Raw genomic sequence first — 12,554 nt, forward strand, 5'->3', positions numbered from 1 at the left:
GATGGATCCCGAACGGGCCCGTGCCCTCGTGGACGGCTGGCTCGATACCTCGCCGGAGGGCCGGTACCTGTCCGACACCGAAGCCGCGCTGCTGCTGGGATGCTACGGCGTTCACGTCGCGCAGTTCCGAACCGTGACAACCGAAGACGACGCGGTGGAAGCAGCCGAGGAAATCGGGCTGCCGGTGGCGGTGAAGGCCACCGGCGCGCAGTGGCGGCACCGTCCCGACCTCAGCGGGGTGCGCTTGGACCTCGTCGACGCAGAGGCCGTCAGGAGCGCCTACCGCGATCTCGCGGCCGCATCGGGAGATCCGCTGATGCACGTGCAGAAGATGGCCTCCAAGGGCATCGGGTGCGCGATCCGGGTACAGGACGACCCGTCGTTCGGTGCGCTGATTTCGTTCGGCCTTGCCGGGGTGATCTCGGATCTGCTCGGCGACCGGGCCTATCGGGTGCTACCGCTCACCGAGGACGAAGCGATCGAATTGATCGATGCGCCGAAAGCCGCGCCGTTGCTCTCGGGCTACCGCAATGCGGCACCCGTCGACAAATCGGCCATCGTGGAGTTCGTTCAGCGCATCTCGGCGCTTGCCGACGATCTTCCGGAGGTGCGTGAACTCGTCTGTGAGCCGCTGCTGGCGTCGTCCTCCGGCGCCGAGTTGACGGACGCGCACGTCCGGATCGGCCCCGAACCGCATCCACTGGATCTGGGACCGCGCCGGCTGCGGTGAACCACGCGTGACCGCAAGGTCGCAGACAGCACAATCCCCGAGAACCCAGCCCGGTTCTCGGGGATTGTTACCGCTGACGCGCCCGGTCAGCTGGCATATGCGCGGAGACGTTCTGCTCGTTCCCCTTCGCGGAGCTTGCCCATGACCTCGCGTTCGATCTGACGGACTCGTTCGCGGGACAGACCGAACAGCTTGCCGATCTGATCGAGAGTGCGCGGCTGGCCGTCGTCGAGGCCGTACCGCAACCGAATGACCTGCTGCTCGCGTTCGTCCAGGGTGCCGAGCACGCTCCGCACATCGCTGTGCAGCAGGCCCGCGATCACAGCGGTTTCCGCGGATGTGGCCTCTGCGTCCTCGATGAAGTCGCCGAGCGGCGCCTCCTCGTCGTTGCCGACGGGCATATCGAGACTGACCGGGTCGCGGCTGTGATCGAGCAGGTCGGCGATCTTCTCGACCGGGATTCCGGATTCGCTCGCCAGCTCGTCGTCGGTGGCCTCACGGCCCAGCTGCTGATGCAGCTCCCGCTTGATCCGGGCGAGCTTGTTGACCTGCTCGACGAGATGGACGGGCAGCCGGATCGTGCGGCTCTGATCTGCCATACCGCGCGTGATGGCCTGACGGATCCACCAGGTGGCGTAGGTCGAGAACTTGAAACCCTTCGCGTAGTCGAACTTCTCCATCGCGCGGATGAGACCCAGGTTGCCCTCCTGGATCAGATCGAGCAGCGGCATCCCACGCCCGGTGTAGCGCTTTGCGAGCGACACCACGAGACGCAGGTTCGCTTCCAGCAGATGGCTCCGGGCTGCCTGTCCCTCTCGGACGACAACCGCGAGGTCGCGCTTCTTCGCCGGTGAGAGCCTCTTCTTCGTCTCCAGGAGATGCTTCGCGTACAGGCCGGCCTCGATCCGCTTGGCCAGTTCCACCTCGTCTGCGGCGGTCAGCAGTGCAGTGCGGCCGATGCCGTTCAGATAGACGCGGACCAGATCCGCAGCGGGGCTCTGGCTGTCGATATCGGAATCGACGCGAGCGGTTCTCTCGGGGCGTGCCATGACGTGCCTCCTCATCGGTGGTGTCTCACAGGTTCAACGCCCCGGAGTGCGGGGAAAGTTCCCGTGGCCATCCGGATACCACCGTCTTGACCTGCAGAAACCCGCTGCAGTCCTGAGAAGTTGCTGAGAGATTCACCACGATGCCGCAATCGGGAACCGTGATTGCGTCCCGGCTTCCGATCACACCGGTTCGATGAGTCCGTGCCGCACCAACCCCTGTACCAACGACACAGCGTGCGTTTCGAGGACATCCTCGTCTTCGTCGTGCGCTGCGGCGAGCAGGCTCACCAGATCCGAGAGCGGTAAGCCGTCCTCACGCATCCCGGCCAGCAGCGCAGCCGCCAGGTCGTCGACCTCGTGCTGCCAGGCGGGACCATCGCCGCGGTGGACCCGCACGACCTCCTGCCGCCAACCCTCCTCGCCCGGCAGGTAGATGCGCTCGAGTGCGGTGTCGGACCGCACGGTGAACCGGGCATCGCGCACGTCGTGGTCACGGAGCCAGGCGAGGCGCGCAAAGTATCCGTCTACCTCGTCACCGAGAGCATCGGTGAACCCGTGCCTGAGATCCTCGGCGAGCACATCGGAGGGATGCTCGGTACGGCGCAGGTAGACGAAACCGAATCCCACCCCTTCGACCCGGTGGCAGGCGAAGTGGTCGAGCCATTCCTCGGCACGCACCGCGACCGCAGGGTCGCGCTGGTCGGCGTCACCGTCGCGCAACCACGTCCCGACGTAGAGTGCCGGATCTGCGACATCGCGCTGCACAACCCACGCGTCCACACCGTGTGAAGGCAACCACGACGCGACTCGCGCCCGCCAGTCCTCGCCTTCCACGTGCACCCAGGACGCGAGCATGGCGGCGGTACCGCGCGGGGTCAGATGGTCGACAGCCTGCGACACCATGAGTCTGCTTGCGCCGTCGAGGTCGAGACCCGAATCCCGGTAGCTGTGTTCGACGTGGCCGCTGCTCACCACGAACGGGGGATTCGCGACGATGCGGTCGAAGCGGCGGCCCTGTACCGGCTCGAACCACGATCCCTCGCGGAACTCGATGTCGAGTTCGTTCAAGGCCGCGGTTGCGGCTGCGAGCGCCACACAGCGGGGGTTGATATCGGTCGCAGTGACCGCATCGCTGTAGTCGCAGGCTCGGACGGCCTGCACACCACAGCCGGTGCCGAGGTCGAGCACCGTCGCCACCCGGTCGGTGGGGGTGGCCTGCAACAGCGACAGCGACGCCTGGCCCACACCCAGGACGTGATCGTCGCGGGTCGGTGTCGGGCGGAACGAGCCGTCCAGATCCGAGAGCACCCATCGGGTGCCGGTCCCGGCGTCGAGCGGGCGCAGGTCGAGGGCGGCGCGGAGTCCCTCGCCGTCGTGTTCGAGCAGACCGGCCGCGACCGCATCGCCCACCGCGAGGGGCGCCAGCGCCCGGGACACCTCGGCCACGGAGCAGGTGTCCTGAATCAGGAACAACCGTACGAGCACACCCAGATCACCCGCCTGCGCCGACGCACGGCGCGCCGGCACCGGTTCGCTGCGTCCCAGTGCCGCATGCGCGTCGGGTCCGAGCAGAGCGCGCACCGTGTCGGTGTCGTATCGACATCGCTGCACGGCGGCACGCAGGGATGGGCAGATCGACAGGAGCAGGTCTCGGTCCACCGCAGCATTCTCGCAGGCCCCGCCTACGCGGTGGCAGGGTGCTGCAGGGAGGTGCCGGGCTCAGCTGTCGATGATGCGGTGCTCGCGCGCCTCGAGTGCGGCGATGTCGTCGCGCCGGCCGTCCCAGCGGCTGGGCTCGTCCTTGGCGCGCGGCGGGCGGTCGTTCGCGATGAGGACTGCGATCCATGGCAGGGGAATCGACGCACCGATGATGGCCATCGAAATCCACGGATTGGCGAACATGCCGTATGCCACCGCCGCGAGGAGAAGGGCAGGGATACGGAATGACATCAGCGTCAAGTATTTGCGGACCCGCGCTCGGTGCTGGTCTTCGAGAGACGCGGCGGCCTCTGTGATCAGAACCGGGTTATCGGGCGATCCACTCTCGGGGGATCCACCGAAACCTGGAGTTCTTGGCATATCTCCTACCTTCCCACGATGGGACATCGAATGCACGTACGCGCCGGTGGCGTTCGTGCGGCATCATGGAACCGTGAGTACGGATACCAAGGAACGGCCGGATACCACCACCGACGAAACGACCCAGGACGACACCCCGAAGTTCTTCCACTACGTGAAGAAGAACAAGATCGCGGAAAGCGCCGTCATGGGTACCCATGTGGTCGCGCTCTGCGGCGAGGTGTTTCCGGTAACGCGGTCGGCGAAACCCGGGTCGCCGGTATGTCCCGAATGCAAGAAGGTCTACGAGGGCCTTCGCAAGGGCGACTGACGAATCCGCCCCGCGTTATCGACCGCGGGGCGTCCGCAGATCGCCCCCACGGGTGGGGGACGGCCGGGTCGGGAGCTCATCGGCCGGGGAAGCTGAGGTTTCCTCGGCCGACGCTGCATGTGTGGGCGCGATGTCACCGTCGTCGCCGGTCCGGCCGTGCGCATCGCTGCTCTCCGCGGCGCCGGACTCCGTGTCGAGGGGTGCCTTCGCGTCGATCGGACACGCATCCGGTTGCCGCTCGCCGACCCGGATCAGGTCGGACAGCCTGATCGGAGCCGCGGAAAGACGCCGGGTGAGATTGGTGATGGTGCGCTCTTCCGGTGAGGGCTCCTTCTCCGACTGCGCGGCGAGCCATTCCCGAAGCTGTTCCATTCGCGTGGCCCGAGCGGGCCAGAATTCCTGGATCGTGGCGTTGAACTCGGCGCCGAGAACCACCGCGAACCCCAGGAAGAAGGTGAACAACAGAAATGCGATCGGCGCTGCGAGCGCGCCGTATGTGTAACCCGTTTCGGTAACCGCTTTCAGGTACCAGCGCAGACCCACGCTCGCGGCCAGGAAGAACGCGCCCGCGAGCAATGCGCCTCCGAGGAGGCGGTGCCACGGCAACGACTTCGGCAGGGCCACCTTGTAGAGGGTGGTCAGACCCACCAGCAGGAGCAGGCCGACCGCCGGATAGTAGAAGGGGTCGAGGATCCGGGAGCCGAGGTCGTACCAGGACTCCGGGAGCAACCGCCCGATCAGGGTCGGGCCCAGCGCGACCAGCGGCAGGGTGAACACGGCGAGAATGAGAAAGATCACGTACAGCAGCAGACCGAACAGACGCTGCCACACCGGGTGCCGATGGTCCTGCTGACCGTGGGCTTCGACGATGGAGTCGATGAAGGTGGCGATTGCCGAGGACCCCGCCCAGAGTGACAGTACGAATCCCAGCGACATCACATCGGCGCGCCCGCGGCTCAGCACATCCTCGACGGTCGGCTGGATGATTTGATCGACGACACTTTCGCTGAACGCTGTACGAGTGAACGTGACGGTCTTGGAGATGATGATGTCGACGGTGTCCGGTCCGAACCATCCGCCCACGTAGCCGAGACTGCCCAGCAATCCGAGCAGCAGTGGAGGCAACGACAACGTCTGCCAGAAGGCTGCGGTCGCGGCCTTGCTGAAGATGGAGTCGTCCCACGCCTTCTCCGCGGTATGGCCGAGCACCTGCCCACAGCGACGCCACGCCCGCCGAAGGCGGGGGCGCGGCCGGTGCGCGGGGGGTCGGGGTGTGTCGTCCATGTACATCCAGCATTCCTGACGACACGCTCGGATGCGTGCCCACTGGTCGGTGTGCCAGGCGAATTCTGCCACGAACGCCGCTGCCCGCGTCCGTGGCCCGGGCGGTTCGGAGCATGTAACCGCGCCGGGAAGCGATAGGCTGCATGACGGTCGGCGGCCGGGCAGACGATGTCTTCGGCGATCGATTCGAGTGAAGCGGACAAGGAGCACGAGTAAACGGTGAGCACCGAAACCGTCGGACAAGCTACAACCTCCGCCCCGGCGGGACAGCTACGCGCCTGGCAGCGCCGCGCTCTGACCAAGTACCTGGCAACGAAACCTCGTGACTTCCTGGCGGTGGCCACGCCGGGCGCCGGTAAGACCACCTTCGCGCTGCGCGTCGCAGCGGAACTTCTCCGCGATCGCACCGTCGACCAGATCACCGTGGTCGCCCCCACAGAGCACCTCAAGCACCAGTGGTCTTCGGCCGCCGCGCGCGCCGGAATCGCGCTCGATTCGAACTTCACCAACTCCACCGGGCAGACGTCGAGTGACTACCAGGGCGTTGTGGTCACCTACGCCCAGGTGGCGTCGCACCCGTTCAAACATCGGGTCCGGACGGAGACGCGTCGCACCCTGGTGATCCTCGACGAGATCCACCACGGTGGCGACGCGAAGAGCTGGGGCGAGGGCATCCGAGAAGCCTTCGACGACGCGACCCGTCGCCTCGCGCTCACCGGAACTCCGTTCCGCAGCGACGACAGCGCCATCCCGTTCGTCACGTACGAACCGAACGACGACGGTCTGATGCAGTCGAAGGCCGATCATTCGTACGGCTACTCCGATGCGCTGGGCGACGGCGTCGTCCGGCCCGTCGTATTTCTTGCCTACTCCGGCGAGGCACGGTGGCGTACGAGCGCGGGGGAGGAGTTCACCGCCCGCCTCGGCGAACCGCTGAGCGCGGAGCAGACCGCCCGTGCGTGGCGCACCGCACTCGATCCCGCCGGGGAATGGGTGCCGGCCGTGCTGGGCGCTGCCAACACACGCCTCGAACAGTTGCGCGCCGGCGGCATGCCCGATGCCGGCGGCCTCGTCATCGCCACCGATCAGACCGTGGCGCGCGCCTACGCGAAGACACTGGAACAGCTCACGGGTGAGCCTCCGGCGGTGGTGCTGTCCGACGATCCGACCGCGTCCGCGAGGATCTCCGAGTTCAGCAGCAGCACCCAGCGGTGGATGGTCGCGGTGCGCATGGTGTCGGAGGGCGTGGACGTGCCGCGGCTCGCGGTGGGTGTCTATGCCACCAGTGCCTCGACGCCGTTGTTCTTCGCCCAGGCGATCGGCCGGTTCGTGCGTGCACGCCGCAAGGGCGAGACCGCGAGCGTGTTCCTGCCGTCGGTGCCCGTCCTGCTCGATCTGGCCAGTCAGCTCGAGGCGCAACGCGATCACGTCCTCGGCAAACCGCACCGGGAGAAGGAAGGCTTCGACGACGAGCTTCTCGCGGACGCCAACCGGCGCAAGGACGAGCCCGGCGAGGAAGAGAAGGCGTTCACGTCCCTCGGGGCCGATGCCGAACTCGATCAGGTGATCTACGACGGTTCCTCGTTCGGCACCGCAACGTTCTCGGGGAGCGACGAAGAGGCCGACTATCTCGGTCTGCCCGGTCTCCTCGACGCGGATCAGATGCGCGCGCTCCTCCGGCAACGTCAGGCGCAGCAGCTCGCCAAGCCGAAACCTGACGCGGCCCCCGCAGCGCCGCCGCCCGAGGTCGCCGACCGCGCAGCGACGGCCGACACACTCGCGCAGTTGCGTCGTGAATTGAATGCGCTCGTCGCAGTCGTGCATCACCGCACGAGCAAACCGCACGGAGTGATCCACGGAGATCTTCGCCGGCAGTGCGGCGGACCCCCCACTGCCATGGCCACAGCCGAACAGCTTCGGGACCGCATCGCCGTGCTGCGTAGTTGGTGACTTGCCGGGCTTCGTTGCCGGTCCGGAACGAACAGCAAAGCGGGCGACCACGAGATGTGGTCGCCCGCTTCGGTCGGGTTCCGGAACCGTCCGGTTCCGGACGGCGGATTACACGGTGACGTCGGCGTCCGACTCGGTCACGATCGTGGCACCGAGTTCGCGGAGCCGATCGGTGTGTTCGTTCGCGTGATGACCGCAGAACAACAGTTCGCCTCCGGTCGGAAGAACGGCGCGAACGCGAGCGGCGGCATTGCACCGGTCGCACCTGTCGGCGGCGGTCAACTTCGGGCTGGTCAATGTACCGGGCATGACTCCTCCAAACTGGCCACCGTCGACATCGGTTGCCTGGGGTCTGGTCCGCCGCACCGGGGTGGCGCGGTGGATCTACTCTGTCAGACGATTCGCATTCACGTGTTGTTCCCTGGAGTGCCCATTCGTGGCGTGATTCACGCATCGAGCTGGGAAAAGGCCCCGACGTGCTGCTTTGCTTCCGCGGGTGTTCGCTTACAGCGCAGCGCCGGATCGCCTCCCGCGCGGTGCCGGTAAGCGGTACGGCTCGTGTACGCGTCCGGTCGGCCCGACAATGAGTTCATGACCGACCGTCTCCTCCATATCTGCACGCGCACCGATTGGGCACGGGCAACACGTGAGGGCAGCGTGACGCCCGCCTCGCTCATCGAGGTGGGATTCGTGCACCTGTCCACTCGCGAGCAGGTGCATCTGCCGGCCAACCGTCTCTTCGCCGGCCGCTCGGATCTCATGCTGCTGCACATCGATCCGCACCGGTTGACCGACCCCGTGCGTTACGAACCCGGCGTGCCGGAGGACCCGCAGTCGATGCGCTTCCCACACCTCTACGGACCGCTGCCGGTCGGTGCCGTGGTCGACGTCACGCCCTACCTGCCGGGAGAGGACGGGAACTTCGCCGCCCTGTGACAACTGGGTGGGAGGGGCGTTGCGGCCTCGCTACCATCCGGGAAAAAGGGCAATCCGGACCTCGCGGGAACACCGGACATACACGCGTCGGCAGACGGTCCTACTCTTGCGAGATGAACGTTGATGTGACGCCGCTGCCGGGAATCGGCGTGCGCAAGGACTTCGAATTGGGGTCGGGGCGCCGCGTTGGAGTCATCACCCATCGGGACGGCCACTCCGACCTCATCATCTCCAAGGTCGACGATCCCGACGCATGTGCCGCCTCGCTGCCTCTGACCATCGAGGAGGCGGCGACCTTGAGCAACCTGCTCGGCGCGCCGCAACTCGTCGCCCAGTTGCAGGAGGACCACCGTGACCTTCCCGGTATCGTCACGCGCCAACTCCACATCCATGAGGGATCCCGATTCGACGGTGCGGTGCTGGGTGACACCGCGTTGCGCACCCGGACCGGGGTGTCGGTCGTCGCGGTGATGCGTGCGGGGCAGGTCGCCCCCTCTCCCAAACCCGACTTCGTCCTCACCGGGGGTGACATCCTGGTGGCCGTCGGTACGGCCGAGAGCCTCGACGCCGCCGCCAGAATCCTGCGCAACGGCTGATATCGGCAGATGAACTCGACGACGCTCGCGCTCATCGAACTGGGCGCGGTGTTCTTCGTGCTCGGCCTACTCGGTCGAGTGGCAGCGCGGTTCGGCATGTCGCCGATCCCCTTCTACCTCGTCGGCGGTTTGTGCTTCGGCAAGGGCGGATTCATCCAGCTCGGCGACATCGGCGAATTCAGCCACCTGGCAAGTGAGATCGGTGTGGTGCTGCTCCTCCTGCTCCTCGGCTTGGAGTACACCGCCGGCGAACTGGTCACCGGTCTGCGCAGTTCACGGACCGCCGGGATGCTCGACCTGATCCTCAACGCGACTCCGGGCGCCGTCGTCGCGCTGGTGCTCGGGCTCGGTCCGATCGGTGCCTTCGTGCTCGCCGGAGTGACCTACATATCGTCGTCGGGCATCGTCGCGAAGGTACTCCAGGATCTGGGGCGTCTCGGCAACAGGGAAACACCGGTCGTGTTGTCGATTCTCGTCTTCGAAGACCTCACGATGGCGGTATACCTACTTATCCTGACTGCGGTCCTCACCGGTGTGAGCATTCTCGGTGGGCTCGAAGCCGTCGCGATCTCCCTCGGCCTGGTTACCGTCGTGCTCGTGCTGGTGATCCGATACGGTCGCTACGTCGCGCTCGTACTCGACAGCCCGGACCGGGAATCGTTGTTGCTCAAGCTGCTCGGCGCGGCGCTGCTCGTTGCGGGGATTGCCTCCGCGTTGCAGGTTTCGGCCGCCGTCGGCGCATTCCTTCTGGGCATCGCGATCTCCGGTTCGACGGCGCACAACGCCACGCGGGTCCTCGAGCCGCTGCGGGATCTGTTCGCGGCCATCTTCTTCGTGTTCTTCGGACTCAACACCGATCCCACGGCAATACCGCCGGTGCTCGGATGGGCGATCCTGCTGGCAGTGTCGACGTCCCTGACCAAGCTCGCCACCGGCTGGATCGCGGCGCGGCAGCACGGTATCGCGCGGATGGGCCGAGCTCGCGCGGGCGCCGCTCTCATCGCCCGCGGGGAGTTCTCCATCGTGATCGCGGGACTGGCCGTCTCTTCGGGTCAGGTCGACAGCCGTCTCGCCGCGATCGCGTCTGCCTACGTGATGATCACCGCGGTGCTCGGACCCGTCGCGGCACGTGTCGTCGAACCGGTGATACGCGCAGCGAAGCCACGGCTCACGCGGCCGTCCCGGGTGCTGGAAACACCCGGAGACGAACCTGATCTCCTGTAGCGGGCGCATCGGCGAGGGAACAGAAACGAGAACGAGGACCACCCGTGACGGGTGGCCCTCGTGTCGTAGCGGAACGATCAGTCGAGGTAGTCGCGCAGTACCTGCGACCGCGACGGGTGCCGCAGCTTCGACATCGTCTTCGACTCGATCTGACGGATGCGCTCGCGCGTCACGCCGTAGACCTGGCCGATCTCGTCGAGCGTGCGGGGCTGACCGTCGGTGAGGCCGAACCGCAGGCGGACGACGCCCGCTTCGCGCTCGGAGAGTGTTTCGAGCACGGACTGCAACTGATCCTGCAACAGCGTGAACGAGACGGCATCGACGGCCACAACAGCCTCGGAGTCTTCGATGAAGTCGCCGAGTTGGCTGTCGCCCTCGTCACCGATGGTCTGGTCCAGGGAGATGGGCTCACGCGCGTACTGCTGGATCTCCAGCACCTTCTCCGGCGTGATGTCCATTTCCTTGGCGAGTTCCTCCGGGGTGGGCTCGCGCCCGAGATCCTGGAGCAGCTCACGCTGGATGCGACCGAGCTTGTTGATGACCTCGACCATGTGCACCGGGATACGGATGGTGCGGGCCTGGTCGGCCATGGCGCGGGTGATCGCCTGACGAATCCACCACGTGGCGTAGGTCGAGAACTTGTAACCCTTCGTGTAGTCGAACTTCTCGACCGCACGGATCAAACCGAGGTTGCCTTCCTGGATCAGGTCCAGGAAAGCCATGCCGCGGCCCGTGTAGCGCTTCGCGAGGGACACCACCAGACGCAGGTTCGCCTCGAGCAGATGGTTCTTGGCACGGTTACCGTCGCGGCAGATCCAGTTCATGTCGCGACGCTGCGCCACGGGAAGCTTCTCGCCCTTGGCGGCGAGTTCTTGGAGCCGGAACGTGGCATACAGACCGGCTTCGATGCGCTTGGCGAGTTCGACCTCCTCTTCCGCGTTGAGGAGGGCCACCTTGCCGATCTGCTTGAGATAGGCGCGAACCGAGTCGGCGGACGCAGTGAGCTCGGCGTCCTTACGTGCTTGACGCAGCGCCTCGGACTCTTCTTCGTCCCAGACGAAATCGCCCGACGCCTTGTCCTTGTCGGTGGGTTCGTCCTCGACGGCGACCTCTTCGGTGGCCACGATGTCGCCCTCGGGGATGTCGATGTCGGCGAGATCGGCCTCGGGGGCAGCCTCGAAATCTTCCTCGCCGTCGCCCTTGGCCGCAGCCTTGGCGCCCGCCTTCTTCGCAGTTGTCTTCTTGGCCGCGGCCTTCTTGGCAGGGGCCTTCTTCGCCGCGGCCTTCTTGGCGGGAGCCTTCTTGGCCGCGGTCTTCTTCGCCGGCGGTTTCGTGGTAGGTGCGGCGCCGGCCGCAGAGTCCGCAGGGCCCGCGGCATCCGCGGCGTCTGCGGCGGGTGCCGATTCCTTCTGTGGATCAGCGGTGTGGATGTCGGTGGCTGCCACGTACGCCCTTTCGTGACGAGGTAGTGCGGCGTCGCGCCAGAGTAGTTCCGGCGGAGAGGTCTGTCGGGATCAGGCCGGTTCCAGCCGGCTGTGCACCATTGTAACGATCTCTGTGACTACCGATGTGCGGGACTCAGGGAGCGACGCCCGTTTTCGCTGCATACGCTGCCCCGACGATGCCCGCGGCGTTACGTAGTTCGGCGGGAACGACGGGCGTGCGGTTCGTCAGCAGCGGTATCCACTTGTCGTGCTTACGGCTGATTCCGCCGCCTGCGATGAACAGATCGGGCCACAGCAGCGCCTCGAAGCGTTCGAGTACCCGCGATACCTCCTTGGCCCACTGCTTGTAGGACCACTCGTTCTTGTCCCTGACCGACGATGCCGCTCGGTGTTCGGCTTCCTTGCCGTCGACCTCCATGTGCCCGAACTCGGTATTCGGCAACAGCACGCCGTTGTGCAGGACCGCAGAGCCGATACCGGTGCCGAAGGTCAGCAGGATGACGACTCCGTCGGAGTCCTTCGCGGCTCCGAAACGGTCCTCGGCGATTCCCGCGGCGTCCGCGTCGTTGAGCACCGAGACCTCCCGGCCTCCGAGCGCATCGGCGAACAGCGCATGCGCGTCCACACCGATCCACGAAGCGTCGATGTTCGCGGCCGACCGGGCGATTCCGCCGGTGACGACACTGGGCAGGGTGACACCCACCGAGCCGGTCCATCCGAATCGGTCGACGATCTCCGCGACGGTGCCGGCGACCGCGTCGGGCGTCGACGGTTGCGGGGTCGGGATCTTGATCCGATCCCCGACCAGCCGGCCGGTACGCAGGTCGACCACTGCGCCCTTCACGCCGCTGCCGCCGACATCGACGCCGAACCCCAGCTCTCCCGAATCCGGCGCCGCCGACGGTGTTTGCTGACTCATCACGCGCTCACTTCCTGCCGTGTGCATCCCGA

General features: G+C 66.4%; 13 protein-coding genes. 6 read left to right on the forward strand and 7 right to left on the reverse strand.

Annotated elements, in window-relative coordinates; genetic code table 11:
• Window positions 1-730: acetate--CoA ligase family protein (locus tag Q8814_RS09805; RefSeq protein ID WP_330151820.1), on the forward strand; the 730-nt coding region annotated here is incomplete at its 5' end.
• 86 nt (window positions 731-816) lie between these two features.
• Here Q8814_RS09805 and Q8814_RS09810 read toward each other — a convergent pair.
• From Q8814_RS09810 to Q8814_RS09820, 3 genes are all read right to left on the reverse strand, one after another.
• Window positions 817-1,779 carry a sigma-70 family RNA polymerase sigma factor gene (locus tag Q8814_RS09810; protein WP_330151821.1) on the reverse strand — a complete coding sequence of 321 codons (963 nt, stop codon included), beginning with the start codon at window positions 1,777-1,779 and terminating at the stop codon, window positions 817-819.
• A gap of 180 nt (window positions 1,780-1,959) precedes the next feature.
• The gene (locus tag Q8814_RS09815) at window positions 1,960-3,438 is read right to left on the reverse strand and encodes a DUF7782 domain-containing protein (RefSeq protein ID WP_330151822.1); all 1,479 of its coding nucleotides are present in this window, start codon (window positions 3,436-3,438) and stop codon (window positions 1,960-1,962) included.
• A gap of 60 nt (window positions 3,439-3,498) precedes the next feature.
• On the reverse strand, window positions 3,499-3,858 hold the full coding sequence (locus Q8814_RS09820) for a DUF3099 domain-containing protein (protein ID WP_330151823.1): 360 nt from the start codon (window positions 3,856-3,858) through the stop codon (window positions 3,499-3,501).
• A gap of 73 nt (window positions 3,859-3,931) precedes the next feature.
• On the opposite strand from Q8814_RS09820, the gene Q8814_RS09825 reads away from it, so the two are divergent.
• Entirely contained in the window at window positions 3,932-4,168 is a 237-nt protein-coding gene (locus tag Q8814_RS09825) for a DUF3039 domain-containing protein (RefSeq protein ID WP_330151824.1), read from the forward strand.
• Between the two features lie 15 nt (window positions 4,169-4,183).
• Here Q8814_RS09825 and Q8814_RS09830 read toward each other — a convergent pair whose 3' ends face one another.
• Window positions 4,184-5,452, reverse strand: coding sequence for a YihY/virulence factor BrkB family protein (locus Q8814_RS09830; protein WP_330151825.1), 1,269 nt, complete (start codon window positions 5,450-5,452; stop codon window positions 4,184-4,186).
• Between the two features lie 219 nt (window positions 5,453-5,671).
• Between Q8814_RS09830 and Q8814_RS09835 the strand changes: the two genes are divergently transcribed.
• Entirely contained in the window at window positions 5,672-7,402 is a 1,731-nt protein-coding gene (locus Q8814_RS09835) for a DEAD/DEAH box helicase (RefSeq protein ID WP_330151826.1), read from the forward strand.
• Between the two features lie 108 nt (window positions 7,403-7,510).
• On the opposite strand, the gene Q8814_RS09840 is transcribed toward Q8814_RS09835, so the two are convergent.
• The gene (locus tag Q8814_RS09840; RefSeq protein WP_330151827.1) at window positions 7,511-7,711 is read right to left on the reverse strand and encodes a DUF7455 domain-containing protein; all 201 of its coding nucleotides are present in this window, start codon (window positions 7,709-7,711) and stop codon (window positions 7,511-7,513) included.
• A 282-nt stretch (window positions 7,712-7,993) separates the two neighbouring features.
• On the opposite strand from Q8814_RS09840, the gene Q8814_RS09845 reads away from it, so the two are divergent.
• The 3 genes from Q8814_RS09845 to Q8814_RS09855 all read left to right on the forward strand — a co-directional run bounded on the left by Q8814_RS09845 (window position 7,994) and on the right by Q8814_RS09855 (window position 10,158).
• Window positions 7,994-8,338, forward strand: a complete 345-nt coding sequence (locus tag Q8814_RS09845; RefSeq protein WP_330151828.1) for a DUF952 domain-containing protein — start codon at window positions 7,994-7,996, stop codon at window positions 8,336-8,338.
• A gap of 113 nt (window positions 8,339-8,451) precedes the next feature.
• Window positions 8,452-8,934 carry a cation:proton antiporter regulatory subunit gene (locus tag Q8814_RS09850; protein WP_330151829.1) on the forward strand — a complete coding sequence of 161 codons (483 nt, stop codon included), beginning with the start codon at window positions 8,452-8,454 and terminating at the stop codon, window positions 8,932-8,934.
• Between the two features lie 9 nt (window positions 8,935-8,943).
• Complete coding sequence (locus tag Q8814_RS09855; protein ID WP_330151830.1) at window positions 8,944-10,158, forward strand: cation:proton antiporter; 1,215 nt, start codon at window positions 8,944-8,946, stop codon at window positions 10,156-10,158.
• Window positions 10,159-10,235: 77 nt separating this feature from the next.
• On the opposite strand, the gene Q8814_RS09860 is transcribed toward Q8814_RS09855, so the two are convergent.
• A complete protein-coding gene (locus Q8814_RS09860) occupies window positions 10,236-11,603 on the reverse strand; it encodes an RNA polymerase sigma factor (protein ID WP_330151831.1) in 1,368 nt (455 codons plus the stop codon).
• Window positions 11,604-11,736: 133 nt separating this feature from the next.
• Window positions 11,737-12,522 carry a polyphosphate--glucose phosphotransferase gene (gene ppgK, locus Q8814_RS09865; protein ID WP_330151832.1) on the reverse strand — a complete coding sequence of 262 codons (786 nt, stop codon included), beginning with the start codon at window positions 12,520-12,522 and terminating at the stop codon, window positions 11,737-11,739.
• Between the last annotated feature and the right edge of the window lie 32 nt (window positions 12,523-12,554).

The organism is Rhodococcus chondri (assembly GCF_036327435.1).
Classification (GTDB): domain Bacteria; phylum Actinomycetota; class Actinomycetes; order Mycobacteriales; family Mycobacteriaceae; genus Rhodococcus; species Rhodococcus chondri.